General features: G+C 65.3%; 23 protein-coding genes and 1 pseudogene. 11 read left to right on the forward strand and 13 right to left on the reverse strand.

What is annotated here, in order from left to right; translation table 11 throughout:
• Window positions 1-3: 3 nt before the first annotated feature.
• The 3 genes from ML401_RS02810 (at window position 4) to recQ (ending at window position 3,854) form a co-directional block, all read left to right on the forward strand.
• Complete coding sequence (locus ML401_RS02810) at window positions 4-1,044, forward strand: homoserine O-succinyltransferase (protein ID WP_259215210.1); 1,041 nt, start codon at window positions 4-6, stop codon at window positions 1,042-1,044.
• Between the two features lie 65 nt (window positions 1,045-1,109).
• Window positions 1,110-1,856: a polysaccharide deacetylase family protein gene (locus ML401_RS02815; RefSeq protein WP_310473239.1), complete on the forward strand. Its 747-nt coding sequence runs from the start codon at window positions 1,110-1,112 to the stop codon at window positions 1,854-1,856.
• Window positions 1,857-1,988: 132 nt separating this feature from the next.
• Complete coding sequence (recQ, locus tag ML401_RS02820) at window positions 1,989-3,854, forward strand: DNA helicase RecQ (RefSeq protein ID WP_285809657.1); 1,866 nt, start codon at window positions 1,989-1,991, stop codon at window positions 3,852-3,854.
• A 139-nt stretch (window positions 3,855-3,993) separates the two neighbouring features.
• On the opposite strand, the gene ML401_RS02825 is transcribed toward recQ, so the two are convergent.
• Window positions 3,994-5,010 carry a 1-aminocyclopropane-1-carboxylate deaminase gene (locus ML401_RS02825; RefSeq protein WP_285809659.1) on the reverse strand — a complete coding sequence of 339 codons (1,017 nt, stop codon included), beginning with the start codon at window positions 5,008-5,010 and terminating at the stop codon, window positions 3,994-3,996.
• A gap of 158 nt (window positions 5,011-5,168) precedes the next feature.
• Here ML401_RS02825 and ML401_RS02830 point away from each other — a divergent pair, with 158 nt between their 5' ends.
• Together ML401_RS02830 and ML401_RS02835 are read left to right on the forward strand one after the other, a co-directional pair.
• A complete protein-coding gene (locus tag ML401_RS02830) occupies window positions 5,169-5,633 on the forward strand; it encodes an Lrp/AsnC family transcriptional regulator (RefSeq protein ID WP_194405560.1) in 465 nt (154 codons plus the stop codon).
• A gap of 66 nt (window positions 5,634-5,699) precedes the next feature.
• The gene (locus ML401_RS02835; RefSeq protein ID WP_285812802.1) at window positions 5,700-6,869 is read left to right on the forward strand and encodes a PLP-dependent cysteine synthase family protein; all 1,170 of its coding nucleotides are present in this window, start codon (window positions 5,700-5,702) and stop codon (window positions 6,867-6,869) included.
• A gap of 6 nt (window positions 6,870-6,875) precedes the next feature.
• On the opposite strand, the gene ML401_RS02840 is transcribed toward ML401_RS02835, so the two are convergent.
• Window positions 6,876-8,459, reverse strand: coding sequence for a sensor domain-containing diguanylate cyclase (locus ML401_RS02840; protein ID WP_211419974.1), 1,584 nt, complete (start codon window positions 8,457-8,459; stop codon window positions 6,876-6,878).
• Between the two features lie 234 nt (window positions 8,460-8,693).
• A complete protein-coding gene (locus tag ML401_RS02845; RefSeq protein WP_285812803.1) occupies window positions 8,694-9,566 on the reverse strand; it encodes a hypothetical protein in 873 nt (290 codons plus the stop codon).
• Window positions 9,567-9,780: 214 nt separating this feature from the next.
• Between ML401_RS02845 and ML401_RS02850 the strand changes: the two genes are divergently transcribed.
• On the forward strand, window positions 9,781-10,026 hold the full coding sequence (locus tag ML401_RS02850) for a hypothetical protein (RefSeq protein ID WP_211419975.1): 246 nt from the start codon (window positions 9,781-9,783) through the stop codon (window positions 10,024-10,026).
• 6 nt (window positions 10,027-10,032) lie between these two features.
• On the opposite strand, the gene ML401_RS02855 is transcribed toward ML401_RS02850, so the two are convergent.
• Window positions 10,033-10,968: an alpha/beta hydrolase gene (locus ML401_RS02855; RefSeq protein WP_285809662.1), complete on the reverse strand. Its 936-nt coding sequence runs from the start codon at window positions 10,966-10,968 to the stop codon at window positions 10,033-10,035.
• A 132-nt stretch (window positions 10,969-11,100) separates the two neighbouring features.
• On the opposite strand from ML401_RS02855, the gene ML401_RS02860 reads away from it, so the two are divergent.
• Window positions 11,101-11,988: a branched-chain amino acid aminotransferase gene (locus ML401_RS02860; protein ID WP_259215216.1), complete on the forward strand. Its 888-nt coding sequence runs from the start codon at window positions 11,101-11,103 to the stop codon at window positions 11,986-11,988.
• 103 nt (window positions 11,989-12,091) lie between these two features.
• On the opposite strand, the gene ML401_RS02865 is transcribed toward ML401_RS02860, so the two are convergent.
• Together ML401_RS02865 and phaR are read right to left on the reverse strand one after the other, a co-directional pair.
• Window positions 12,092-12,709 carry a trans-aconitate 2-methyltransferase gene (locus tag ML401_RS02865; protein WP_285809664.1) on the reverse strand — a complete coding sequence of 206 codons (618 nt, stop codon included), beginning with the start codon at window positions 12,707-12,709 and terminating at the stop codon, window positions 12,092-12,094.
• Window positions 12,710-12,752: 43 nt separating this feature from the next.
• Window positions 12,753-13,343, reverse strand: coding sequence for a polyhydroxyalkanoate synthesis repressor PhaR (gene phaR / locus ML401_RS02870; RefSeq protein WP_194405566.1), 591 nt, complete (start codon window positions 13,341-13,343; stop codon window positions 12,753-12,755).
• 317 nt (window positions 13,344-13,660) lie between these two features.
• Here phaR and ML401_RS02875 point away from each other — a divergent pair, with 317 nt between their 5' ends.
• The 3 genes from ML401_RS02875 to ML401_RS02885 all read left to right on the forward strand — a co-directional run bounded on the left by ML401_RS02875 (window position 13,661) and on the right by ML401_RS02885 (window position 16,863).
• A complete protein-coding gene (locus ML401_RS02875) occupies window positions 13,661-14,839 on the forward strand; it encodes an acetyl-CoA C-acetyltransferase (protein ID WP_285809665.1) in 1,179 nt (392 codons plus the stop codon).
• A 264-nt stretch (window positions 14,840-15,103) separates the two neighbouring features.
• The gene (gene phbB, locus ML401_RS02880) at window positions 15,104-15,829 is read left to right on the forward strand and encodes an acetoacetyl-CoA reductase (protein ID WP_285809666.1); all 726 of its coding nucleotides are present in this window, start codon (window positions 15,104-15,106) and stop codon (window positions 15,827-15,829) included.
• Window positions 15,830-15,993: 164 nt separating this feature from the next.
• Window positions 15,994-16,863 (forward strand): DMT family transporter, encoded by an 870-nt coding sequence (locus tag ML401_RS02885; protein WP_212065729.1) that lies wholly within the window; start codon window positions 15,994-15,996, stop codon window positions 16,861-16,863.
• On the opposite strand, the pseudogene ML401_RS02890 reads toward ML401_RS02885, so the two are convergent.
• The 3 genes and pseudogenes from ML401_RS02890 to gloB form a co-directional block, all read right to left on the reverse strand.
• Window positions 16,864-17,547: pseudogene (locus tag ML401_RS02890) on the reverse strand (flavin reductase family protein).
• 73 nt (window positions 17,548-17,620) lie between these two features.
• A complete protein-coding gene (locus ML401_RS02895; RefSeq protein ID WP_285809667.1) occupies window positions 17,621-18,043 on the reverse strand; it encodes a cupin domain-containing protein in 423 nt (140 codons plus the stop codon).
• A gap of 36 nt (window positions 18,044-18,079) precedes the next feature.
• Window positions 18,080-18,847 carry a hydroxyacylglutathione hydrolase gene (gloB, locus tag ML401_RS02900; RefSeq protein ID WP_285809668.1) on the reverse strand — a complete coding sequence of 256 codons (768 nt, stop codon included), beginning with the start codon at window positions 18,845-18,847 and terminating at the stop codon, window positions 18,080-18,082.
• A 108-nt stretch (window positions 18,848-18,955) separates the two neighbouring features.
• Here gloB and ML401_RS02905 point away from each other — a divergent pair, with 108 nt between their 5' ends.
• Complete coding sequence (locus ML401_RS02905; protein WP_194405571.1) at window positions 18,956-19,699, forward strand: methyltransferase domain-containing protein; 744 nt, start codon at window positions 18,956-18,958, stop codon at window positions 19,697-19,699.
• A gap of 55 nt (window positions 19,700-19,754) precedes the next feature.
• Here ML401_RS02905 and ML401_RS02910 read toward each other — a convergent pair whose 3' ends face one another.
• From ML401_RS02910 to ptsP, 4 genes are all read right to left on the reverse strand, one after another.
• The gene (locus ML401_RS02910; RefSeq protein ID WP_285809670.1) at window positions 19,755-20,540 is read right to left on the reverse strand and encodes a DUF4167 domain-containing protein; all 786 of its coding nucleotides are present in this window, start codon (window positions 20,538-20,540) and stop codon (window positions 19,755-19,757) included.
• Window positions 20,541-21,002: 462 nt separating this feature from the next.
• Window positions 21,003-21,884: a peptide chain release factor N(5)-glutamine methyltransferase gene (gene prmC, locus ML401_RS02915; RefSeq protein WP_285809672.1), complete on the reverse strand. Its 882-nt coding sequence runs from the start codon at window positions 21,882-21,884 to the stop codon at window positions 21,003-21,005.
• Window positions 21,885-21,887: 3 nt separating this feature from the next.
• Window positions 21,888-22,973 (reverse strand): peptide chain release factor 1, encoded by a 1,086-nt coding sequence (gene prfA, locus ML401_RS02920; protein WP_211419988.1) that lies wholly within the window; start codon window positions 22,971-22,973, stop codon window positions 21,888-21,890.
• A 57-nt stretch (window positions 22,974-23,030) separates the two neighbouring features.
• Window positions 23,031-25,298 (reverse strand): phosphoenolpyruvate--protein phosphotransferase, encoded by a 2,268-nt coding sequence (gene ptsP, locus ML401_RS02925; RefSeq protein WP_285809673.1) that lies wholly within the window; start codon window positions 25,296-25,298, stop codon window positions 23,031-23,033.
• Between the last annotated feature and the right edge of the window lie 39 nt (window positions 25,299-25,337).

Genomic DNA, 25,337 nt, shown 5'->3' on the forward strand with positions numbered 1-25,337 from the left:
CCAATGACGATCCTGATCGACAGGGATCAAGTCATCTCGAGCCCGGCGCTGGTGCCGACCGAGCGCGATCTCGCGCGCGATCCCGGCGCCGAGCTTACCATCGGGCTCGTCAACAACATGCCGGATCCCGCGCTGAAGGCGACCGAGCGGCAGTTCATGAAGCTGCTCCAGGCCGCAGCAGGCCCGTGCCGCATCCGTTTCCACTGCTTCTCGCTTCCCACCGTGAAGCGGTCGCCGGAAGCAAAATGGCGCGTCGAGAGCGAGTATTCCGACCTCTCCGATCTCAAGCGCCTGAAATTCGACGGGCTGATCGTGACAGGCGCAGAGCCCGTCGCGCCCGAGCTCGACCAGGAGCCGTACTGGCGCGATCTCACCGAGCTCATCGACTGGGCCAAGGCCAATACGCGCTCGACGATCTGGTCGTGCCTTGCCGCGCACGCGGCGGTGCTGCATCTCGACGGCATCGCACGGCGACGGCTGCCGGCCAAGTGCCACGGCATCTTCGATTGCGACCTGATGACGAGCGATGCACTGACGCGCGCCGCGCCCGCGCCGCTGAAGGTCTCGCATTCGCGGCTGAACGAGATCGCGGAGAGCGACCTGGTTCAGGCCGGTTATCAGGTGCTGACCCGTTCGCCAGAGGCCGGCGTCGACGTCTTCGTTCGCCAATATGCCAGCCGCTTCGTGTTCTTCCAGGGGCATCCCGAATACGACGCGCTGTCGCTCCAGCGCGAATATCTGCGCGACATCGGCCGCTATCTCGCGCGGGAGCGCGAGACCTATCCGCGCCTGCCCGTGAGCTATTTTGACGCAGCGACGGAAGAGAAATTGCTCCGCTTCGAGAAGAAGGCGGCGCACCAGCGTCATCCGGCACTCGCGAACGAGCTGCCCGGGCTGACCTTGCGCGCTGATATCGGTGCCGGCAGCGCGGCGGCCGTGCTTTTTCGCAACTGGTTGCGATATCTCAGCGCGGCAGCCGAGGCGCCGATCCTCGCGCGTCCGTCCAGGGATGTTGGTTCCGCGTTAGGATTACCCAAGCGTTAGGCTTGCCTCACCCGGCGCGCGAATGTTTCAGTACAGAAATACGCAAATCACGGGAAGCTTAGGTCGTGTGGTCGGCACTCCAGGGACGCGTGAGCAATCGGCTGGCCCGGCATTTCCGTGCCGCGCCGCATCGGCTGCCCACCTCGCATGCGCCGATCGTGAGCTTCACTTTCGATGACGCCCCCGACAGCGCAGCAGGGCAGGGCGCCGAACTTCTCGAACAGCATGGCGGCCGGGGCACGTTCTATCTCGCCGGCAGCCTGATCGGCCAGCCATCGGATCATTGGCATGGCTTGTCGCATGACGCGATCGTCCGGCTTCACCGCACCGGTCACGAGATTGCCTGCCATACCTTCTCACACCAGAGCTCGGCCAATCTCGACGAGGGCGCCATGGCGCGCGAGATCGAGCGGAATCGCGCCTATTTTCGTGCGATCGATTCCTCGATCACGCTGGAGAATTTCGCCTATCCCTATGGCATCGCCTCGGTCTGGCGCAAGCCGCAGCTTGCCAAGGTGTTCCGTTCGGCACGTGGCATCCTTCCCGGCGTCAATAGCGACGTCATCGATCTCCAATTCCTGCGTGCCTCGCCCCTGATCGATCGCGAGATCGATCGCGCGGGCGTCGATCGCTATTTCGACGAGGCCGTCGCGAGCGGCGGCTGGCTGATCTTCTATGGGCACGACGTTGCCGAGAAGCCGAGCCCGTATGGCTGCACGCCGGACCTGATGCGTCACGCGCTGAAAGCGGCCGGCAAGCGCAACATGCCGATCGTGACGGTCGCAGAGGCGCTGCGCAGGATCGGGGCGTAGTGTCGTCTTCCCTTCTCCCCCTGTAGGGCGAGAGGGAGAGAGCCACGCCTCGGGAGCAAACGCCCTTGCCACGCCCGCGCCAGCATGCGACTGGCCTTGTGACGAATCTCAAGGCCTGGTTCCATCCCGCTCATGCCCGCTCCCTCCACCGCCCCGCTGCCTGCGCCGGCCAACGGCCGCGATGCGCTCTCGGTGCTGCATTCGGTGTTCGGCCTGCCGGGTTTTCGCGGCGCGCAGGGAGAGATCGTCCGGCATGTCACCGAGGGCGGCAATTGCCTGGTGCTGATGCCGACCGGCGGCGGCAAGTCGCTGTGCTATCAACTCCCTTCCCTGCTGCGCGAAGGCTGCGGCATCGTGGTGTCGCCGCTGATCGCGTTGATGCGCGATCAGGTCGCCGGCCTGATCGAGGCGGGCGTCAATGCCGCCGCGCTGAATTCGTCACTGTCGTTCCAGGAAGCCTCCGACATCGAGCGCCGCCTGCTCGCGGGGGATCTCGATCTGCTCTATGTCGCGCCGGAACGCCTGGTCACGCCGCGCTGCCTGTCGCTGCTGGCGCAGGCGAAAGTGGCGCTGTTCGCGATCGACGAAGCGCATTGCGTTTCGCAATGGGGCCATGACTTCCGTCCCGAATATGTCGGCCTCTCCATCATCGCCGAGCGCTTTCCCGACGTGCCGCGCATCGCGCTGACCGCGACCGCCGACGATCTGACGCGCAAGGAGATCGTCGCGCGACTTCAGCTGACGGATGCGCCGCAATTCGTCTCGAGCTTCGACCGGCCCAACATCCGCTACGAAATTGTCGACAAGCGCAACGCGGTGTCGCAGCTGAAGGAGTTCATCCGGGAGGGTCATGAGGGCGATGCCGGCGTGGTCTATTGCCTGTCCCGTAACCGGGTCGAGGAGGTCGCCGCCGCGCTTCAAGACGCCGGCATTGCAGCGCTGCCCTACCACGCCGGGCTCGACGGAGCGTTGCGCTCACGCAACCAGGACCGCTTTCTCAACGAGGACGGCATCGTCATCGTCGCGACCGTCGCGTTCGGCATGGGCATCGACAAGCCCGACGTGCGCTTCGTTGCCCATCTCGACCTGCCCAAGAGCATTGAGGCCTACTACCAGGAGACGGGCCGCGCCGGCCGCGACGGCAAGCCGTCGGCGGCCTGGATGGCCTATGGGCTCTCCGACATCGTGCAGCAGCGCCGCATGATCGACGAATCCAGCGCCTCCGACGAGTTCAAGCGGGTCTCGATCGGCAAGCTCGACGCACTGGTCGGCCTTGCCGAAACGCCGCACTGCCGGCGCCGGCGGCTGCTCGCCTATTTCGGCGAGGTCGTGATGGGCGAGAGCTGCGGCAATTGCGACAATTGCCTGACGCCGCCGAAAATGCGCGATGGCAAGGTGCTGGCGCAGAAGCTGTTGTCCTGCGTCTATCGCACGGGGCAGCGTTTTGGCGCGATGCATCTGATCGACGTGCTGATCGGACGCCTGACCGAGAAGGTGACGCAGTTCGGCCACGACAAATTGTCGGTGTTCGGCATCGGACGCGAGCTCAACGAAAAGCAGTGGCGCACCGTGCTGCGGCAGCTTGTGGCGATGGGCCATTTGCAGAGCGACAGCGAAGCCTATGGCGCGCTGAAGCTGACCGAGAGCGCGCGCGGCGTGCTGCGCGGCGAGACCGAAGTATGGCTGCGCGAGGAAGCGCCCGGCACCCGCGTTCGCGCAAGCCGCGGCAAATCCCGCCGCGGCGACCTTGCGCCTGCCGCCAATGCCCCGCAAGGCGATGTCGATCCCGAACTGCGCGCGCGGCTGCGCTCGTGGCGCTCGGAGATCGCCCGTGAGCGCGGCGTGCCGGCCTATGTCGTGCTGCACGATGCCACCATCGACGGCATCGTCCGGGCCTGGCCGACCACGCTGGATGAGCTGCGGAATGTGCCGGGGATCGGCGACAAGAAGCTTGAGCATTACGGCGACGAGCTGCTGCAGATCGTCAAGACGCGGTAGGGCGCTATCGCAGATGCCGTAGCCCGGATGGAGCGAAGCGCAATCCGGGATCTCGCGCATCAACGGCACCGTCCCGGATTACGCTACGCTCCATCCGGGCTACGAAGGTGCAGGAGGCGGCTATCGCCTCCCTTATGCCTCAGCCGTTGCGGAAGGCATACGCATAGCCGTTCAGCGCCGGTGCTCCGCCGAGATGGGCGTACAGGATCTTTGCGCCCTTCTCGAAATAGCCCTTCTGCGCGAGGTCGATCAGGCCCTGCATCGACTTGCCCTCGTAAACCGGGTCGGTGATCATGCCTTCGAGGCGCGCGCTGAGGCGGATGGCTTCCTTGGTCTCTTCCGACGGCACGCCATAGGCGGGATAGGCGTAGTCCTCGATCAGCATGACGTCGTCAGCCACGAGGTCCTTGCCGAGCTCGACGAGTTCAGCCGTGTTCTTCGCGATCTCGAGCACCTGCGACTTGGTCTGTGCAGGCGTGAACGACGCATCGATGCCGATCACCTTGCGGGCGCGGCCGTCGGCGGCGAAGCCGACCAGCATGCCGGCATGGGTGGAGCCGGTCACCGTGCAGACGATGATGTAATCGAACTTGAAGCCGAGTTCGGCTTCCTGCTGGCGCACCTCCTCGGCGAAGCCGACATAGCCGAGCCCGCCATATTTGTGCACGGAGGCGCCGGCGGGAATCGCATAGGGCTTGCCGCCCGCGGCCTTCACTTCCTCGATCGCCTGCTCCCAGCTCTTGCGGATGCCGATGTCGAAGCCGTCGTCGACCAGGCGCACGTCGGCGCCCATGATGCGCGACAGCATGATGTTGCCGACGCGGTCATAGACGGCGTCCTCGTGCGGCACCCAGGCTTCCTGCACCAGGCGGCACTTCATGCCGATCTTGGCGGCGACCGCGGCGATCATGCGGGTGTGGTTCGACTGCACGCCGCCGATCGAGACCAGCGTGTCGGCGTTGGAGGCGATCGCATCGGGGATGATGTATTCGAGCTTGCGCAGCTTGTTGCCGCCATAGGCAAGGCCGGAATTGCAGTCCTCGCGCTTGGCATAGATCTCGACCTGGCCGCCGAGATGCTTTGACAGCCGCTCCAGCTTCTCGATGGGGGTCGGGCCGAAGGTCAGCTTGTAGCGCGGAAATTTGTCGAGCTTCATGGGTCATCCCGATTGGCGTTGGTGCTGGGGGCTCCCTAGCATCGCCCCGGGAAAAGGTGCTCTCGAATTTTGCGTCCATACTGCGGCTATTCTTGCGCCCAGGATGAGATTGGCTAATAATTCTTCCATAATGATACTCTTCTGCGGAAGCTTCTTTCATGGCCGCCCGGCTCGATCGAACCGACCTTAAGATCCTGAGATTGCTGCAGAATAACGGTCGGCTCAGCAATGCCGAGCTGGCCGTCTCAGTCGCGATCAGCCCCGCCACCTGCCATCGCCGGACCCAGCGGCTGTTCGAGGACGGCTTCATCGCCGCCGTCCGCGCCATGGTTGCGCCGAAGAAGGTGGCCAAGGGCACGCTGGTGATGGTCGGCGTCGTGCTCGACCGCTCGACACCGGAGAGCTTCGCCACCTTCGAGCAGGCGATCGCCAGGCTGAAATTCGTGCTCGACTGCCACCTCGTCGCCGGCGACTTCGACTATTTCCTGAAGATCCGCGTCGGCGACATGGAGGATTTCAACCGCATCCACGGCGAGCAGCTCATCGCGCTGCCCGGCGTGCGGCAGACCCGCACCTTCTTCGTGATGAAGGAAGTCGTCGACAACGCGCCGCTGGAATTTTGAGCGGCGTGCACGAAGCGCCTCGTGCTAGATGGACGACAGTTTTCGAGGAATCGCCTGGTCATGCCGATGGAGCCGCTCCCCTTCCGCCACCACGATCCGGCCGGGCCGGCCTATCGCCGCGGCTGGGTCGATGAGGCCGTGGCCGCGATCGAGGCCGACCAATGCCGCACCGCCGATACGCATCTGATCCGGCTGATCGTGCCGGCGCTGTCAGGCATCGACATCTATCTGAAGGACGAGTCCACCCATCCGACCGGCAGCCTGAAGCATCGCCTTGCGCGCTCGCTGTTTCTCTACGCGCTCTGCAACGGCCACATCCGAGAAGGCACGCCCGTGGTCGAGGCCTCGTCGGGATCGACTGCGGTGTCGGAGGCCTATTTCGCGCAGATGATCGGCGTCCCCTTCTACGCCGTGATGCCGCGCACGACGTCGGCGGAGAAGATCGCCGCGATCGAGCATTATGGCGGCAATTGCCATCTGATCGACGATGGCCGCGCGCTGTATGCGGAAGCCGCCGCACTCGCCTCGCGCCTGAACGGCCATTACATGGACCAGTTCACCTTCGCCGAGCGGGCGACCGACTGGCGCGGCAACAACAACATCGCCGAGTCGATCTTCACGCAGTTGCAGGGCGAGCGGCGCCCGCTGCCGGACTGGATCGTGATGGGCGCGGGCACCGGCGGCACCTCGGCCACCATCGGACGCTATTTGCGCTATCGGCAATATCCGACACGTCTGTGCGTTGCCGATGTCGAGCATTCCGCCTTCTTCGACTGCTTCCGCTCGCAGGACCGCACCCATGTCTGCGACCGCCCGTCGCTGATCGAAGGGGTCGGCCGTCCCCGTTGCGAGCCGTCCTTCGTGCCCGGCGTGGTCGACCGCATGATGAAGATCCCGGATGCGGCCACGATCGCGGCGATGAACGTGCTGTCGCGCCGGCTGCGCCGCCCGGTGGGCGGCTCCACCGGCACCAATTTCCTGGCGCTGTGCCGGCTCGCCTCGGAGATGCGTCAGGCCAACGTTGTGGGATCGCTGGTGACGCTGATCTGCGATTCCGGCGAGCGCTATCGGCAGACCTATTACGAGCCCGAATGGCTGAAGGCCCGCGGCCTCGATCCGGCGCCGTTCGAGGCCAAATTGTCGTCATTCCTCGCGACGGGCGAGTCGCTCGCGCTTGATCTCGACCACGTCGTCAATCCGCAGAGCGCGTTCGACGCTCCGGTGCCGCCGCAATAGTGTCGATTACTCCGCCGCCTTGCTTGCGGGCGCTGGTGGCACAAAGGCGATGCAGCGGTTGCGGCCCTCGGCCTTGGCCTGGTAGAGCGCCTGATCGGCCGCGCTCATCAGCGCGTCGATGCCGGACATGCTGACGGTTGCCTCCGCGATGCCCACACTCACGGTGACGCCGAATTGAATCTCGCCGGCGATGATCTGCGCGCTCATCACGCGTTTACGGATGCGATCGGCGACAGTCCTCGCACGTGACAGGCTGGTCTCGGGCAGCAGCACGGCGAACTCCTCACCGCCGAGGCGGCCGACGAGGTCTGATTTGCGTTTGCCGTCGAGACACGCGGCCGCAACCGCTCTGATCGCGGCGTCGCCCACGGCATGGCCGTAGCGGTCGTTGACCGACTTGAAGTGGTCGATGTCGAGCATCAGCACCGAGACGGAGCGATAATAGCGCTGGAACCGGCTCCACTCCGCATCGAGGGATTCGAGGAAGTGGCGGCGATTGTAGAGGCCGGTAAGAGAGTCGGTGGTCGCGAGCGTCTCGAGCATCGCGGCCTTTTGCGTGAGGTCGGTGATGTCGACATAGGTCAGCATGCGGCCGCCGTTCGACATCGTGGTGCAATGGGCCCTGATGCGCCTTCCGTCCGGCGTCTGCAGGTCGCGCACATGGTCGCCGGCCTTGACCTCCGCGACCCGCCTGGCGGGAAATTTTGTCAGCTCGTTCGCCGGAAGGTCCGGCGCGCTCGCGCGATGGACCCGGCTCACCAGTGATGCATAGGTCGGTCGGCTCGCCGCCTCCGGTTCGCTCACATCCCAGAACCGGCGCATCCGCCTGTTCATGAAGCTTGCGTTGAGATCGCGATCGAGCAGCAGCACGCCGTCCTCGACATTCTCGAGCGCGTCGCGCAGCAACTTCAGCTCGTCGGAATAGCGCACGATGTCGGTGACGGGCGTATAGGTCAGCATTCGCCCGCCGTCGGGCAGTGGCGTGCACTGCATCCGCACGACGTCACCCTTGGTGCGGCGCAGATCGAGCGGCGAGGCGTCACCCGCCTGGACGTGACGGACCCGCTCCGCGACGTAAGCTTCAAGTTCAGCCGGCGGAATCTCGTAAGCAACTGTATCGCGGCCGTGATGCATCAGGGTCACGAATGACGGATTGCTGTTGGCGACCTCGTCCGGCAATAGCCACATCTCACGGAATGCGCGGTTGATTAACTTCGCACGGAGATTGGCATCCAGCAGAACGATGCCGAGCGGGACGAAATCAAGTGCTGCGCGAAGTGCGAGCATCTGCCCGCGCATCAGCGCATCGGACGAGCGCCTTCGCTCCTCGCCGGCGAGAGACTCGACATTGTTCGGCTCCTCGAAAGCGACCCCGACCTGACGGTCCGATCGCCAGACCACGCGACAGGTCAGGACCTCGCGCCCCGCCAGCCGAAGCTGGAAGCGCTCGGGCACGCCGAGGCCGCTCTCCATCTCGAGCGTCGCCGCCTCGTCGGTCAGCCGTCGCACGACGCAATCGATCGTCGACTGGCCGAAATTGAAGAAGATCTTCCCAGCAAGTAGCGTCCGTTCCGGGACCAGATGGGACATTCGCAGCCTCCCGCGTGACTCCGGCCCAGTCTGTCGCAAGCATATTGCCGAGAGGTAACCGGATGGGCGCGGCGGCCAAAAGACCGACCGGCAGTCCTTGGCCGGGAGAAGCCACCACGGGGGTCCGAAAGCCCTGCGAAAGTCCCTCATCGTCAAGGCCGGCCCAGTGCGACCGCCCTGCGATGCCGGAACAAGCGGTAGATTGGCTTTACCAGCTGTCCACCATGATCGCAGTCAATTGCGCACGGCGTAAAGCGGCGTTCGCAAGGTCACCTGGTAGGCCGGCTTCGGCGTCCAGGCGATCTGCGCGGTGACGCCGAACAGGCGGTTGTCATTGTCATCCATGCGGTCGAGGTCGAGGCGCAGGATGGGCTGCGTGAAGGACTCGGCCAGCGTTCGGCCGCCAAGCTGCGCGCCGCCGAACGACTGCACGCCGAGGCGGCCGGTGAACTTCCAGTTGCTCGGCCATTGGTAATAGCCGCCGGCATAGACGATCGTGTTCGGCCGGATGCTGGCGAACGGGCTGGCGATGGTGGTGTAGGTATGTTGCATGCCGGCCAGCCAGCCCCGCGTCTCGTCTTCGTCCAGCGCGTAGTCGAATTCCAGAATGTTGTTGAGCGAATTCGTCATGCCCTGATCGTTCGGCACCGATTGGGTCAGGGTCGATTGCAGCGTGATGGTCGGAATCGATCCGCCGTCCTGCCGGTGGAGGTCGGCCTGCACGCCGATGTTCCAGCTCGTGACGTCGAACGTCGACCAGCCGCCGCCGATGTCGGTCGTCGAGCCCGACACGCCGCCGTAGAGCGAGACGCGGTCGTTGACGTCGACGGTCAGCGGCAGGTCGACGGCAATGGACTTCGCGGCCGGCAGACCGTTCGGCAGCGTCGCGCCTCGGCGCACCGCCAGGGCTTCGAGCGCGGTCGACAGCGACGTGGCGCCGAAACCGAGCCCGAGCGTGCCCGCCGGAATCGACGCATAGGTCGTGCGCAAATCGAGATAGATGTTCGGGATCGCAGGTTTCGCCGGTTCGTCGTCCTCATCTTCGGCAGAGAAGGCGGCGCTGGCCGACAGCATCACGCAGGCCAGTCCCATCGCGACGGCGCGCAAGGTCGGACGACGCGATGGGCGGTGAGGGGACACGTGACAATCCGACGCGTGGAAGGCGGTGGCGAAAATCGCGTGCTAGATGGAACGTGATCGTTCGTGTGGTCAAGCGATATCGGCGAGCGATGGACGGCACGGACGTCCGCGGCTACTCTGTGAGGATTGCACGACAGGTTCGCCCGCCAGACTGCAGGCCGGACAATGGAGGACGACAGCCATGACCACGTCACGCCGCATCCTGCTCGCCGGAATGGCCGGGCTTGCCGTCGCTCCGGCCGCAAGGGCAGCCACCCCCGTGCCGATGCGCGATGACACGACGGTTGCCGAAGAACGGTTTGCGCGCATGATTGCCGCAGCGCATGCGCCCGACGTGACTTGCGCCAGGCAGGCGGAGCGTTATGCGGACATGCATTGGCCTGACTATGTCACGGCAGCCAGAGCCGTGCTCGACGCGCGCGTGTGATTCGCGCTACTTCTCCACCGCTCGGCGCACCTGCTCGCCGATCTGCGACAGCACGAGCTGCGCCTGCGGCAGGATCGCGCCCATCGCGTGGAAATTATGAACCATGCCGTCGTGGCAGACATGCTCGACGGCGACGCCGGCAGTGAGCAGCTTGCGGGCATAGGCATTGCCCTCGTCGCGCATCGGGTCGTACTCGGCCGTGTGGATGATCGCGGTCGGCAGGCCCGTGAGCCGTGTGGCGCGCAGGGGCGACACGCGCGGGTCGGCCGCGTCGATACCGTCAGGCAGGTAGTCGGACAGATCGGCTTCGATCGTGACCCGATCGATCAGATGGCCCTCGGCGAAGGCCTCACGTGAGGGCGAGGTCTCCTCGAAGTCCAGCACCGGGCAGATCAGGCATTGCGCCGCGATGGCAAGGCCGGCGGTTTGCGCCGCCTCCTGGCATACGATCGCAGCCAGCGTTGCACCGGCGGAATCGCCGCCGACCACCAGGCGGTCCGCATCGATGCCGAGCGATGCCGCCTCGCGCGCGATCCATTCGGTGGCGGCGATGGCGTCGTCGACCGCGGCAGGAAATCTGTGCTCCGGCGCGAGCCGGTAATCGACGGAAACCAGGCGGCAGCCGGTGGCATGCGCCAGCGCGGCCGCGATGCGATCATGCGTGGCGATGCTGCCGGCGACGAGGCCGCCGCCATGGAAGAATACGAAGCCGGGTGCAAGTTCGCTGGCATTTGCAGGCGTGTAGAGACGATAGGGCAGCTCGCCGGCGCGGCCGGGCAGCACGCCGTCGCGTGTCGTCACGTCAGGCGCATCAGCGCGCGCGAACTGCATCAGCTTGGCCAGCGATTGCCGCCGCGCCTCCACGCTCGGCCGGCTTCGCGCTGGCGGCGCAGCCGCAGCCATCATGGTCAACAAGCGCTTTGCGAGCGGATCGAGCGGCATGGCGAACTCCGTATCATTGCCCGCATTATAGCCTGTTTGGCTTGTCTGCCCTCCAGCAGAGGGTGCCAATCAGGCAGCAAATCGTTTAGAAATTGGGACAATAGTGGCCGGATATTCCAAGGGAGGCCGGATATGGCCGAAATCAAGAAGCCGATCGAATATTCGCCGAGCTGGACCTTCTTCGAGGGCAAATGGCACGACGGCAACGTGCCGATCATGGGCCCGCGCACGCATGCGGCCTGGCTCGGCTCGGTGGTGTTCGACGGTGCCCGCGCCTTCGAGGGCGTCGCGCCCGATCTCGACCGTCACGTCGCGCGCGCCAATCAATCCGCGATCAATTTCGGCCTGAAGCCGGTGGTCGATACCGGCACCTGGCTGACGCTGGCAAATGAAGGCATTGCTCGCTTTGCGGCGAATGCCGAGCTCTATGTCCGTCCGATGTATTGGGCGCAGAACGGCGCGGGCGGCGGCGTGCTGTTCGACCCCGAGACCACCAATTGGTGCCTGTGCATCTACGAGGCGCCGATGCCAAAGCCGGTCGGCAACGCCATCACCCTGTCGCCGTTCCGCAGGCCGACTGCCGAATGCGCGCCGGTCGAGGCGAAAGCGGCCTGCCTCTATCCGAACAATTCGCGCGCGCTCGCGGAAGCTGCCTCGCGCGGCTTCCAGAACGCGCTGATGCTCGACATGCTCGGCAACGTCGCGGAATTCGGCAATTCAAACGTGTTCATGGCGAGGGACGGCGTGGTCTATACGCCGGTGCCCAACGGCACCTTCCTCAACGGCATCACGCGCCAGCGCGTCATCAGCCTGCTGCGCAGCGACGGCGTCAATGTGGTCGAGAAGACGTTGCGCTATGCCGACTTCCTGGCCGCAGACGAGATCTTCTCCACCGGCAATTTCGCCAAGGTCGCCCCGGTGATCCGCATCGACGAGCGCGAGCTGAAGCCGGGCCCGTTCTACGCCAAGGCGCGAAAGCTCTATTGGGACTTTGCCCATGCGGTGAAGCTGGCGGCGTGATCTGGACTCTCAGTCGTCATGCCCGGGCTTGTCCCGGGCATCCACGGTTTCCTCGCACGTCGTCATGCGTGGATGGCCGGGACAAGCCCGGCCATGACGGGATCTATCCGCGTCGCCGAAACCGGCTGAACTGGAACGCCTGCGTCGAATCCCAGGGCGTATGATGCGTCTCGCGGCGCGTCTCGATCAGCGCGAAGTCCGGCCCGAGCTCTGCGAGAAGGCTGGCGCTGTCATGGCGCTGCACCGGCAGGCCGCTGCACTTCTCCGGACCATCGGGTGCGAACGTCGCGATGATGACATGGCCGCCGGGGGCAACCGCGGACCGCAGGCGCTCGACATAAGCCGTCCTGTCGCGCGGATCGGTCAGAAAGTGAAATGCGGCGCGGTCGTGCCAGACTTGGTAGGTCTTCGGCGGCCGCCACGTCGTGGCGTCGGCGACGATCCAATCGACACGTGATGCGGCGTCGCCGAGCCGTTTCTTTGCCGCGTCAAGCGCGTGGGCAGAGAGATCCAGGACGGCGACGTCGCGATATCCGTCCTGCAATAGCGCATCGACCAGACGCGAGGCGCCGCCGCCGATATCGATGATGGCAGTCTCGCGATCGGGATCGGCTGCCCTGATCATCGCGAGCGAGGTCGAGGGGCTGGTCTGAAACCAGCTGACCTCGGTCTCGCCCTTGGTGGCGTAGACTTTGTCCCAATGGGAGCTTCGGTCGGACATGGCGCATCTCCGGCTCACCTGGGGCGCCGGGGCATAGAAAGGACTATTCGTCCTTCTTCGACATCCGCTCCAGGCGTTCCTGCATTTCCTTCATCTGCTGGCGCAAATCGTCGATGTTGCTGTCCTTCGGCGCTTCTGCGGTCGCATCGGTCTCCGTCTCTGCAGTGGCCCCCGGGCGCGGCGGGACGAAGGGCTTGAACATCGAGAAGGTCTGCTGGAACAGCTCCATGTTGCGACGGACTTGTTCCTCCAAAGGAGCAAAAGGAGTGCCGGACAGGGTATTGGCGATCTGCTTGCGGAACTTCTCCTGCTCCTGGGTCAAGGTCGCGATCGACTGCTCCAGATATTTCGGCACCACCATCTGCATGCTGTCTCCGTAGAAGCGGATCAGCTGCCGCAGGAAGGTGGTCGGGAGCAGGTTCTGGCCGGCCTTGTTCTCCTGCTCGAAGATGATCTGGGCGAGCACCGAGCGGGTGATGTCGTCGCCGGTCTTGGCGTCATAGACCAGGAAATCCTCACCATCCTTGACCATCGCGGCGAGGTCTTCCAGCGTCACATAGGTGCTCGTCCCGGTGTTATAGAGCCGGCGGTTCGCGTATTTCTTGATGGTGGTGGGTTGGTCTGATTTCGCCATGGGCTCTCACTTGCAAGCGCGGAGAACGGGAACCCGACGGGCCATGCCGCAGGGCGGGAAGAGTACGCAACGCAACAAAATAAGCATTTTCAAAGGGGTCACGCTACCGTTTTGTGCGGCACGGTTAATCGCGGAGCAAAATCTTGCTTGCGAAAGCGCCAAGAACGCTATTTTGAATGCGCTGCGGCATGAATTCGGTCGCCGGCCGATTGACATGCCTCAACGACGTTAACAGGATGGCTGACGAGACTGGCGAGCCGTTTCCCTAAAGCCCCGCCTGCCCCTTTCAAAGAAACCTCAAGCCTCAGGAGATGCCCATGTCAGACGATGTCGTCATCGTCAGCGCCGCCCGCACCCCGGTCGGAAGCTTCAACGGCGCGTTCGCGACCCTTCCCGCCCACGATCTTGGCGCCATCGCCATCAAGGCCGCGCTGGAGCGCGGTGGCATCGAGCCCGGCCGGGTCTCCGAGGTCATCATGGGGCAGATCCTCACCGCCGCTCAGGGCCAGAACCCGGCCCGTCAGGCCTCGATCGGCGCCGGCATCCCCGTGGAGAGCCCGGCCTGGGGCGTGAACCAGCTTTGCGGTTCGGGCCTGCGCACGGTCGCACTCGGCTACCAGGCGCTGCTCAACGGCGATTCCGAAATCGTGGTTGCCGGCGGCCAGGAATCCATGAGCATGGCCCCGCACGCCCAATATCTGCGTGGCGGCGTCAAGATGGGACCCGTCGAGTTCGTCGACACCATGATCAAGGACGGTCTGTGGGATGCCTTCAACGGCTACCACATGGGCAACACCGCCGAGAACGTCGCGCGGCAGTGGCAGATCACCCGCGCCCAGCAGGACGAGTTCGCGGTCGCCTCGCAGCAGAAAGCCGAGGCGGCGCAGAAGGCCGGCAAGTTCAACGACGAGATCGTCCCCGTCACCATCAAGACCCGCAAGGGCGACGTCGTCGTCAATGCCGATGAATATCCGCGTCATGGCGCAACGCTCGAGGCGATGGCCAAGCTCCGTCCCGCCTTCGAGAAGGAAGGCACTGTTACCGCGGGCTCTGCGTCCGGCATCAATGACGGCGCTGCCGCCGTGGTGCTGATGACCGCCAAGCAGGCGGCCAAGGAAGGCAAGAAGCCGCTCGCGCGTATCGTGTCCTGGGCGCAGGCCGGTGTCGATCCGAAGATCATGGGCTCGGGCCCGATCCCGGCGTCGCGCGCCGCGCTGAAGAAGGCCGGCTGGAATGTCGGCGATCTCGATCTGATCGAGGCCAACGAAGCCTTCGCGGCCCAGGCCTGTGCCGTCAACAAGGACCTCGGCTGGGACACCTCCAAGGTCAACGTCAATGGCGGCGCGATCGCGATCGGCCATCCGGTCGGCGCGTCCGGCGCGCGCGTGCTGGTGACGCTGCTGCACGAAATGCAGAAGCGCGATTCCAAGAAGGGCCTCGCCACGCTGTGCATCGGCGGCGGCATGGGCATCGCGATGTGCATCGCGCGCGACTGACGATAGCTGACGTGCAGCTTACGCGCGGCGTGCGCGTGCGCTGCACACGTCGGTGAGTGCGTTGCACGCGACTAAAAAGGCAGCGGTTGCAAATCAAATATTCTTCGCAATCGCGCAGGCCTCGACTAAATCAAACGCCCGGCTCAACGCCGGGCGTTTTGTTCTTGATGTCCGTCAAACCAACCGCATAATCCCACGTTAAAAAGCGATCACTCCAGAAACGTCCGAAGAGTCCAAGGAAGAGTCCAAGGGAAGGAATACGACATGGCACGTGTTGCATTGGTCACGGGTGGTACGCGGGGCATTGGTGCTGCGATCAGCAAGGCACTGAAGGGAGCTGGCTACAAGGTCGCGGCGAGCTACGCCGGCAACGACGCGGCGGCGGAGAAGTTCAAGGCCGAGACCGGCATCGCCGTCTACAAATGGGACGTCAGCAGCTTCGATGCCTGTGCCGAAGGCGTGAAGAAGGTCGAGGCCGATCTCGGGCCGATCGAGGTGCTCGTCAACAATGCCGGCATCACCCGCGACACCGCCTTCCACAAGATGACGCTCGAGCAGTGGAACGCCGTCATCAACACCAATCTCGGTTCGCTGTTCAACATGACGCGCCAGGTCATCGAGGGCATGCGTTCGCGCAAGTTCGGCCGCATCATCTCGATCTCGTCGATCAACGGACAGAAGGGACAGTTCGGCCAGGTCAACTATTCCGCGGCGAAGGCCGGCGATATCGGCTTCACCAAGGCGCTCGCGCTGGAGAATGCCAAGGGTGGCATTACCGTGAACGCGATCTGCCCCGGCTACATCAACACCGAAATGGTGCAGGCGGTGCCGAAGGACGTTCTGGAGAAGAACGTGATCCCGCAGATCCCGGCCAACCGGCTCGGCGAACCCGAAGAGATCGCGCGCGCGGTCGTGTTCCTCGCGGCCGACGAGTCCGGTTTCATCACCGGCTCGACGCTCACGGTCAACGGCGGCCAATACATGGTGTGATGCGATCGCATCACGCCGGCTGATATTTTGCACATCGGCGTGCCCGGGCTTGTCCCGGGCATCATGCCCTGTCATTCCGAGGCGCCGCGAGAGCGGCGAACCCGGAAACTCGAGATTCCGGGTCTGGCGCTACGCGCCATCCCGGAATGACGAGGCCTTCCAAGATGACTCCCCGCACCGCCACGCTGATCGGATTGACCGCGATCCTGATGTGGTCGCTGCTCTCGGTGATGACGGTGGCGACCGGAACGATCCCGGCGTTTCAGCTTGCGGCCATGACCTTCGCGATCGGCGGCCTCGTCGGCCTGCTCACCTGGATCGGCCGCGGCGATGCGGCGAAAAGCCTGCGTCAACCGCTCGTCGTCTGGGTCGTCGGCGTCGGCGGCCTGTTCGGCTATCACGCGCTGTATTTTCTCGCGCTCCGCTTCGCGCCGCCGGCCGAAGCCGGTCTTCTGAACTACATGTGGCCGCTCTTGATCGTGCTGTTCTCCTCGTTCCTGCCCGGCGAGCGGCTCGCTTTGCATCACATCATCGGCGCCGTGCTCGGCCTCGTCGGCACCGTGATGCTGTTCGCCGGCAACACCAGCGGATTTGCACCGGGGGCGGTGCCGGGACTGATCGCAGCCTTCATTGCCGCGTTCGTCTGGGCGGCCTATTCGGTGTTGTCGCGCCGATTGAAAGCGGTGCCGACGGATGCCGTCGCGGGCTTCTGCCTTGCCACCGCAGCGCTGGCCGCGCTGATGCACGGTTTGCTTGAAACCACGGTGTGGCCGGAGACCATTTTGCAATGGCTCTCCGTGATCGCCCTCGGCATCGGTCCCGTCGGTGCGGCCTTCTACGCCTGGGACATCGGCATGAAGCGTGGCGACATCCGCGTGCTCGGCGCCGCCTCCTACGCGACGCCGCTGCTTTCGACCGGCTTCCTCATCGCTGCCGGCTTCGCCAAGGCCAGCGCCAACATCGCGATTGCCGCGATTCTGATTGCCGGCGGCGGCCTGATCGCGGCGAAGGACATGGTGCTCCGGAAACGATGATCAGAGTGCCGGTTGCCAGCCCGGCGGGCGGTACATCGCTTCCGGAATCTGCCCGAGCTCGGAGCGCTGCAAGCGCTGCGGTGTCAGACCATAGAACTCCTGGAAGCTGAGAATCAGCGGCCGCCATTTGTCGGGATCGATCCGGTTGGGGGCACCCTCCATCATGATGTCAGGGTACGCATGCACGCGCGTGATGCGGACCTCGATCGCTGCGAGGTTGCCGCGCCAGACCGCATCGTCCTGCGCCATCTCATGGACATATGCGACCTTGGCCTCCATCTGCACCGGGCATTCGGCTGCACGTGGCGCGTTGACCGTTTCGCCCGGCAGCGCCGTCAGACCGCTGAGATTGAACTTGTCGTTCTCGTGCCGATAGCCGCGATAGAGTTTTCCCGGCGGTACGGGATCCGAGCCCGTCGTGCGGGCAAGGCGATCGACGGCGGCAACGAGGTTCGCCGCCGGCAGATTTAGCACGCATTCGCCAGTGCGGATCATGTTCTCGGTGGTCTTGGAATTGCGGGCGAGCCCGAGCATGCAGCGCCATCCGACCCACCACGCCGACTACATCGGCGCGAGATTGTGCGAGCCGTCGTCGTTGGTCGATCCGATCAGGACGACGGGCGTTCCGAAATAGAGAATGGCCGGGTCGATCTGAATGGTCGGGGGATCGAATGTACCGTGCATCTGGCGCTCCTGTTCGCTGTGAGCGTCGTCCTACGATGCGCGAGGGATCGATCCCACCCGATTCCAGATAGCGCTACGGCTCCCAGCCCTTCGGTGCGAGCTCGAAGCCCGCGAACTCGAACGCGGGCGCCACGGTGCAGCCGACCAGGGTCCACTCGCCCGTGGTCTCAGCCATCTGCCAGGCCTGCTCCGGCACGATCGCCTGCGGCCGCTCGCCGCCGGCGAGGTCGGTGCCGAGCCGCACCTCGTGCCGCAAGCAGCCGTCATGGGCGACGCGCAGCATCAGGGGGCTGCCCGCATAGTAATGCCAGGTCTCGACCGCATCGACGCGATGCCAGTGCGAGCGCTCGCCGCGTGCGAGCAGGAAGTAGATCAGGGTCGAGCGCGACCGGCCGTTGGCGTCCGTGGCCTGGTCGCGAAACGTCTCGCGATAATGGCCGCCCTCGGGATGTGGCCGCAGTTCAAGGCGAGCGATGATCTCGGCTGCGGTCGGCATCGATCCCCGTCAGGTCTGTGCTTCAGGATTTGTGCGTCAGGATTTGTTCTTGCGCTCGCGCAGCTCGCCGAACACTGCGGCGGCATCCGCGCCCTTCATGTGCAGCCTGGCCGCGACCGACGGTTCGTCGGCGCGCAGGAACACATTGGCCCGCTTCTCCTCGCCAAGCAGCGTGGGAATGGTCGGCTTGTTCTCGGCCCGGAGCTTCGCCACCTCCGCCGCGCGCGCCTGCAGCGCCGCATTGTCGGGATCGACGGTGAGCGCGAACTTGACGTTGGAGGCCGTGTATTCGTGGCCGCAATAGAGCTTGAAGTCGTCGGGCAGGGCGCGCAGCTTCAGGAGCGAATCCCACATCATCGGGTAGGTGCCCTCGAACACGCGTCCGCAGCCGATCGAGAACAGCGTGTCGGCGGCGAACACCGTCTTCTCGGTGTCGAACACGTAGGAGATGTGGTCGAGCGTGTGGCCGGGCGTCTCCAGAACGCGCGCCAGCAGATTGCCGATCTTGACCACGTCGGCGTTGGCGACGCGCAGGTCGACATTGGCGATAGCGGTGGTCTTGTCGTGCGGCGCGACGACGCGGCAATTGTATTTCCGCTTGAGTTCGGCGACTCCGCCGACATGATCGCCGTGATGATGGGTGATCAGGATGTCGGTGAGCTGCCAACCCTCGCGTTCCAGCGCCTGGACGATCGGGCCAGCCTCGGGCGCGTCGATCGACGCCGTCGCCTTGGTTTCCACATCGTGGATCAGATAACCGAAATTGTCATTTAAACAGGTGAAAGTACGAATTTCGGCGGCCATGTCATCTCCATCGCGCTCAGCCCCGCCAGACAAATATGGCGTTAACGTTGCGCAGGCAATGCAATATTCCGCGCGCAGGCGCGGCCTTACGCATGTTACATTGCCGTCATGACCATCGACGTCGTCGACCTTCGCGAGTTCTATTCCCGTCGCCTCGGCATTGTGGCGCGGCAAATGATCAATCGCGGCATCAGGGAGCGCTGGCCGGGCGCGGAGGGCCAGCGCGTGCTCGGCCTCGGCTATCCCACGCCCTATCTGGGGTTGTTCCGCGAAGACGCTGAGCGCTGCATCGCCTTCATGCCGGCGGCCCAGGGCGTCCTGAAATGGCCGACGGGGCGGCCGGCGCTGGCCTCGCTGGTCGACGAATTCTCGCTGCCGCTGCCCGACGCCGCGGTCGACCGCATCCTGCTGATCCACGCGCTGGAGATGTCGGACGATCCGGCCGCGCTGCTGCGCGAGGTGTGGCGCGTGCTGTCGCCCTCGGGCCGCGTGATCGCGGTGATCCCGAACCGGCGTGGGGTGTGGACCCGCACCGACAGCACGCCGTTCGGTCACGGCCGGCCCTATTCGCGCTCGCAGATCACCGACCTGTTGCGCCAGACCTGGTTCACGCCGACAGCCTGGGGCGAGGCGTTGTTCATGCCGCCCTATGCCGGTGGCTGGGTGCTGAAATCGGCACAGATGTGGGAGCGCGCCGGTGCGGCGCTGTCGCTGCCCTTTGCCGGCGTGCACATCGTCGAGGCCACCAAGCAGGTCTATCGTGCGATCCCCGCCAAGCGCGAGCGGGCGCGGCTGATTCCCTCGCTCGCCAAGCCCGTGCTGGTGCCATCCTCGACGGTGACGCGCAGCTGAAAAAAATCGTCCCGGCGAGGCCGGGACGATTGCAGTTCACAAACTCAGAACAGGCTTATTCGCCGGGCGCGACTTCGTCGCTCGAGGCGGCCGGAGCTGCCTCGCGCTCGGGGCGCGGGCCATGCGGCCGGCGCCGCCGGCGCGGAAAGCGTTCGCCACCGCCGCCACCGCCCTCGAAGCCGGGTTGGCCGCCATTGGCGCCGACATTCACTTGCGGCTGCGGGCCGGTGATGAAGGACGGCAGGCGATCGACGCTGCCGGCATCGGCGATGACGGGCTGCGGTTGGTTCGCGGGCAGCGGCTGCGGCTGATATTGCGGCTGCGGACGATGATCGCGTTCGCGGTGCTCGCGCGGCTGCTGGTCGCGCTGATAAGGCTGTTGCTGGTCGCGTTGCTGATGATCACGCTGGTGATGATCGCGCTGGCCGTCGCGGTCGCGCGTGAAAGGCTGCTGCTGTGGCTGCGGGACGAAGCCCGGCTCCTGGCCGAAATTCGAGAAATTCTCGCCGTCGTCCTCGCCGTCGTCGCTATGGCTGCTGACGGGCTCGTCACCGCGCGGCTGCTGGTTCTGGCGGAACTGCTCCTGGGCCGCCGCGATCAGGCGGAAATAATGCTCGGCATGCTGGTAGTAGTTCTCCGCCGCAACGGGATCGCCGGACGAGCGCGCGTCGCGCGCAAGCTGGAGATACTTTTCGGCGATGTGCGAAGCGGTGCCGCGGATCTTGATGTCGGGTCCGTTGGACTCGTAGACCCGGGTCATCGGGTTCTGGCTGCGCCGGTTGTTGTTGTTGTTATTGTTGTTGCGGTTGCGCATCCGCTGCTTGTTCTGACCGTTTCTCATGTCCTGCCTTTAATTCCAGCCCTAAAGGTTGCACGCATTACTGATTGCTAGGAGTGACCTGGCGACAGCGGTTCACATTGCCCACGCGCAACCGCGCGCATGAGCGGATTGATCCCTGCCGATGTTCGTCGACCGTCGCGTTCAACAAGGACGCGTTCCCCACCCGCCAGCATTGATCGCCAGCGAACCCATTCATTTTGCCTGCCGAAACAAGCCCAGCTTTGTTGCGTAAGTCTTCAAGCGCAATATCAGGCTTTCGTTCACTTTGCGGTCGGAGAGCAGCGCAGCTCCACTGGCTATCGCGCTTCACAGGACCTGCGGCTTGGAACCTTTATCAGTAAAGCTCTCGCCCGAGAGCCCGGCTTTCGCCCGTAGGTCTACGGGGCCGGCACCGATGTGTTGATCGGAACGTAGTCGTTCCCAAGGGATATTCCAAGAGCTTTTTGCAGGCCAATCCGGCTTTTATGGGGGCATTTTTCGGGCCGAAACGGCCCGCGGAATGCCCGCCAGGTCCGCCTTGGGCGGCCTGTCCAACGTTAACCCAGCAGCCGCCATCAGGGTTTCAATGTTTCTCGCCTGGCCCTGTCCGGCCTCGACGATCAGGGCGCCGCCGGGCGCGAGGCGCTCGGCCGCCTGCGGGATCAGGGCGCGGTACGCATCATATCCGTCGTTGCCGCCATCGAGCGCCAGATGCGGATCGTGCTCGCGCACCTCGATGCTCAATGTCGGAATTTCGGCCGAGGGGATATAGGGCGGGTTCGACACGATGAGGTCGAACGGGCCGCGCAGCGCCGACGCATAGGAGCAAGCGACGAAAGCCGCCCGGCCGCCGAGGCCGTGAGAGGCGGCATTGTCGCGCGCCGTGTCGAGCGCCGCCAGGCTGACATCGGTGCCGATGCCAAACGCATCGGGAATTTCGTGCAACAGCGCCAGCAGGATCGCGCCCGATCCGACGCCGATATCGGCGATGCGCGGAGGCACTGCCGCTTTCCGCTCGCGGAGGATCTCGAGCGCTAGCTCGACCACGGTCTCGGTATCGGGGCGCGGGACCAGGGTTGCTTCCGACAGACGAAACGGCAAGCCCCAGAATTCACGTGTGCCGAGAATGCGCGCCACGGGCTCGCCGGCGATGCGGCGCTGTGCATGCGCGATAAGACGCGACGCCTCGGCTTCCGTGAGCGGCCGGGCAGCCTGCGCGATTAGGCCAGTGAGGTCGAGCCCGAGCGCAGCACCGAGCAGGATGCGGGCATCGAGCTCGGCTTCGTCGCTCTGCACCGATCTCAGCTGCCCAGCCAGCGCGCGCCGCGCGCTTTCGATGGATTGTCCTGTGAAAGGATTACTCACGCCTCACGCCGCGACGCCTTGGGCGGCGAGCTGCGCGGCCTGGTGCTCGGTGGTCAGCGCGTCGGTCAATTCGCCGAGCGCTTCGCCCGCGATCACCTGCGGCAGCTTGTAGAGCGTCAGGTTGATGCGGTGGTCGGTGACGCGTCCTTGCGGGAAATTGTAGGTGCGGATGCGCTCTGAGCGGTCGCCGGAGCCGACCTTCTCCTTGCGCTCGGCCGAGCGCGCGGCGTCGACGCGCTGCCGCTCGGCGTCGTAGATGCGCGAGCGCAGGATGTTCATGGCGGAGGCGCGGTTCTTATGCTGCGAGCGCGAGTCCTGCATCATCACGACGATGCCGGTCGGAATATGGGTGATGCGGATCGCCGATTCGGTCTTGTTGACGTGCTGGCCGCCCGCGCCTTGCGCGCGCATGGTCTCGATGCGGAGGTCGTCGTTCTTGATCTCGACGTCGACGTCCTCGACCTCGGGCAGCACGGCAACGGTCGCCGCAGAGGTGTGAATGCGCCCCTGCGTCTCCGTGTCGGGCACGCGCTGCACGCGATGCACGCCGGATTCGAACTTCAGCTTGGAGAACGCGCCGCGGCCCTGCACCTCCGCGATGATTTCCTTGTAGCCGCCGACGGTGCCTTCGCTGGCCGAGATCACCTCGACCTTCCAGCCCTGCAGGGCAGCGAAGCGCTCGTACATCCGGAACAGGTCTCCGGCGAACAGCGAGGCCTCGTCGCCGCCGGTGCCGGCGCGAATTTCCAGCACCACGTTGCGATCGTCCATGGCGTCCTTGGGCAGCAGCGCCACGCGGATCTTCTGGACCAGCTCCTCGATCTTCGGTGCGAGCTCGTCGCGTTCGGCTTCCGCCATGCCGCGCATCTCGGCATCGGTTGCGGGATCGGCGATCAGCGCCTCGGTGTCGGCGAGCTCCTTCACGGCGGAGCGGTAGGCTTTCACCGCTTCGATCAGCGGCGTGATCTCGGCCAGCTCGCGCGTGACCTGCACGTAACGTTCGGAGGAGAGCTGCCCCAGCGATTCGGCCTCGAGAGAGGCATGATGTGCAAGGAGCACGTCCAGTTTGGCTTCGGGGAGTGACGACATCGGTTCAGTCTCAAATGGCGGAAAGAGGCGAGGCGGCGGGAGGCGGCGACAGGCCCGCTACAAGGCCAGGCCTTCGGCCTCGGCAAACTCCGTCAGCTTCTGCCGGATCGAGACGCTGCCCGCCGGCGCGTCCAGGAGCGGGCCGAGCATGGCTTCGGCCTTCTTCGCATCGAGGTCGATCACCATGGCCTTGACCGGGCCGAGTGCGGTCGCCGACAGCGACAGCGAGCGATAGCCCAGCCCGATCAGCGCCAGCGCGCCGATCGGCTTGGAGGCCATCTCGCCGCAGAGCGAGAGCGACTTGTTCGCCGCATGGCACTTGCGCGCAATTTCGCGCAGGGCGCGCAGGATCGGCGCCGACATCGTGTCGAAGCGCTCGGAGACTTTCGCGTTGCCGCGATCGACGGCGAACAGGAACTGGAACAGGTCGTTGGAGCCGACCGAGATGAAGTCGACTTTCCGCAACAGCTCGTCGAGCTGATAGAGCAGCGCGGGCACCTCGACCATGGTGCCGATGTCGATCCGTTCAGGCAGCGTGTGGCCGTGCTGGCGTAAATAAGTGAGCTCGCGCTCGACCAGCGCCTTCGCCGAATCGAATTCGGCGACCTCCGAGATCATCGGGAACATGATGCGCAGCGCGCGGCCGCCGCCGGCGCGCAGCAGCGCGCGAATCTGGCCGCGCAACAGGCCGGGGCGATCGAGCCCGAGCCGGATCGCGCGCCAGCCGAGCGCGGGATTTTCCTCGATCACGGCTTCCATATAGGGCAGCGCCTTGTCGCCCCCGATGTCGAGGGTGCGGAAGGTGACGGGCTTGGGGCCGGCGGCATCCAGCACGGTGCGATAGAGCGCGAGCTGGTCGCTGGTGCGCGGCAGGCTCTGGCCTACCATGAATTGCAGCTCGGTGCGGAACAGGCCGATGCCGGCGCTGCCGGTATCTTCGATATGCGGCAGGTCGATCGCAAGGCCTGCATTGATCATCAGCTCGACCTTCTGGCCGTCACTGGTGACGCAGGGCCGGTCGCGCAACGCCAGATATTGCGCCTGGCGGCGGGCGCGGAAGCGCACACGCTCGGCGAAGGCGGCTTCGACTTCCTGCGAGGGGCGCACATAGATCGAGCCCGAGGTGCCGTCGACGATGATGGCGTCGCCGGGATCGGCGATGCCGGGCGCGTTCGGCACTTCGCCGACCGCGGGAATGCCGAGCGCGCGCGCCACGATCGAGACGTGGGAGTTGGCGGTGCCCTCCTCCAGCACGATGCCGCGCAGGCGCTTGCGATCGTAGTCGAGCAGCGCCGCCGGGCCCATCGCGCGCGCGATGACGATCGCGTTGTCGGGCAGCTGCTCGCGCGAGGGCGCGTGGTCCTGGCCGACCAGCTGCCGCATCAGGCGGTAGCCGAGATCCTCGAGATCGTGCAGCCGGTCGCGCAAGTAAGGGTCGGTCGAGCGCAGCATGCGCGCGCGGGTGTCGGACTGCACGCGCTCGACCGCGGCTTCCGCGGTGAGGCCCGTGGCGACCGCCTCGTGCAGCTTGTGCGACCAGCCCTGATCGTTGGCGAACATGCGATAGGCTTCCAGCACCTCGCGATGCTCGCCGCCCTCGGCGACGTCGCCGCGCTCCAGCATACGGTCGAGATCGGCGCGCAGCTTGGCGAGCGCGGTGTCGAGCCGCTTGATTTCCTTCGGCAGGTCCTCGGCGATGTAGTCCTTGATGACGACGCGCGGCTCGTGCAGCACGACGTGGCCGAGCGCGATGCCCTCCGACAGGATGGCGCCGACCTTCTGCGCGGAATGGCGCGCCGCCGGCTCCTGGCCCGGCTGGGCCAGCGCGGAGAGCTCGCCCGAGGCGATCAGCTCCGCCAGCACCATCGCAGTGGTCTGCAGCGCCTCGAGCTCTTCCTCGACGTAATTGCGCTTGGCGCGGTTCTGCACCACCAGCACGCCGAGCGTGTTGCCGGCCCGCAGGATCGGCACGCCGAGGAAGGAGTGGTAGATTTCTTCGCCGGTCTCGGGGCGGAACGAGAAGGCCGGATGGCTCTGCGCATCGTTTAAGTTGAGCGGCGTCGCCTCGCTGGCGACGAGACCGACCAGGCCCTCATGCGCGCTCAGCACCGTGTGGTGCACCGCCTCGCGGTTGAGGCCTTCGGTGGCGTAGAGCTCCAGCGTGTTGTCGATGCGCAGCACATAGACCGAGCACACCTCGGCCACCATGTTGGCGGCGATCAGCACCACGATCTTGTCCAGCCGCTCCTGGGCCGAGACCTGCTCCGCCATGGTTTCGCGGAGCCGTCTCAACAAGACGCGGGGACCTCCCGACGCGCTCCGCATGAACCGTCAATCTCCTCCGTCTGCCGGGCCCGGCGGTAT

Origin of the sequence: Bradyrhizobium sp. 62B (assembly GCF_030272265.2) — a bacterium.
Classification (GTDB): Bacteria; Pseudomonadota; Alphaproteobacteria; order Rhizobiales; family Xanthobacteraceae; genus Bradyrhizobium.

Bases quoted from the DNA above. Each gene is read 5' to 3' on its own strand.
- ML401_RS02865 (WP_285809664.1), bottom strand. From the start codon at position 12,709: ATGTCCGACCGAAGCTCCCATTGGGACAAAGTCTACGCCACCAAGGGC.
- ML401_RS02875 (WP_285809665.1), top strand. From the start codon at position 13,661: ATGTCAGACGATGTCGTCATCGTCAGCGCCGCCCGCACCCCGGTCGGA.
- phaR (WP_194405566.1), bottom strand. From the start codon at position 13,343: ATGGCGAAATCAGACCAACCCACCACCATCAAGAAATACGCGAACCGC.
- gloB (WP_285809668.1), bottom strand. From the start codon at position 18,847: ATGGCCGCCGAAATTCGTACTTTCACCTGTTTAAATGACAATTTCGGT.
- ML401_RS02860 (WP_259215216.1), top strand. From the start codon at position 11,101: ATGGCCGAAATCAAGAAGCCGATCGAATATTCGCCGAGCTGGACCTTC.
- phbB (WP_285809666.1), top strand. From the start codon at position 15,104: ATGGCACGTGTTGCATTGGTCACGGGTGGTACGCGGGGCATTGGTGCT.
- ML401_RS02825 (WP_285809659.1), bottom strand. From the start codon at position 5,010: ATGAAGCTCGACAAATTTCCGCGCTACAAGCTGACCTTCGGCCCGACC.
- ML401_RS02910 (WP_285809670.1), bottom strand. From the start codon at position 20,540: ATGAGAAACGGTCAGAACAAGCAGCGGATGCGCAACCGCAACAACAAT.
- ptsP (WP_285809673.1), bottom strand. From the start codon at position 25,298: ATGCGGAGCGCGTCGGGAGGTCCCCGCGTCTTGTTGAGACGGCTCCGC.
- ML401_RS02850 (WP_211419975.1), top strand. From the start codon at position 9,781: ATGACCACGTCACGCCGCATCCTGCTCGCCGGAATGGCCGGGCTTGCC.
- ML401_RS02835 (WP_285812802.1), top strand. From the start codon at position 5,700: ATGGAGCCGCTCCCCTTCCGCCACCACGATCCGGCCGGGCCGGCCTAT.
- recQ (WP_285809657.1), top strand. From the start codon at position 1,989: ATGCCCGCTCCCTCCACCGCCCCGCTGCCTGCGCCGGCCAACGGCCGC.
- ML401_RS02810 (WP_259215210.1), top strand. From the start codon at position 4: ATGACGATCCTGATCGACAGGGATCAAGTCATCTCGAGCCCGGCGCTG.
- ML401_RS02905 (WP_194405571.1), top strand. From the start codon at position 18,956: ATGACCATCGACGTCGTCGACCTTCGCGAGTTCTATTCCCGTCGCCTC.
- ML401_RS02885 (WP_212065729.1), top strand. From the start codon at position 15,994: ATGACTCCCCGCACCGCCACGCTGATCGGATTGACCGCGATCCTGATG.
- ML401_RS02840 (WP_211419974.1), bottom strand. From the start codon at position 8,459: ATGTCCCATCTGGTCCCGGAACGGACGCTACTTGCTGGGAAGATCTTC.
- ML401_RS02830 (WP_194405560.1), top strand. From the start codon at position 5,169: ATGGCCGCCCGGCTCGATCGAACCGACCTTAAGATCCTGAGATTGCTG.
- ML401_RS02855 (WP_285809662.1), bottom strand. From the start codon at position 10,968: ATGCCGCTCGATCCGCTCGCAAAGCGCTTGTTGACCATGATGGCTGCG.
- ML401_RS02895 (WP_285809667.1), bottom strand. From the start codon at position 18,043: ATGCCGACCGCAGCCGAGATCATCGCTCGCCTTGAACTGCGGCCACAT.
- prfA (WP_211419988.1), bottom strand. From the start codon at position 22,973: ATGTCGTCACTCCCCGAAGCCAAACTGGACGTGCTCCTTGCACATCAT.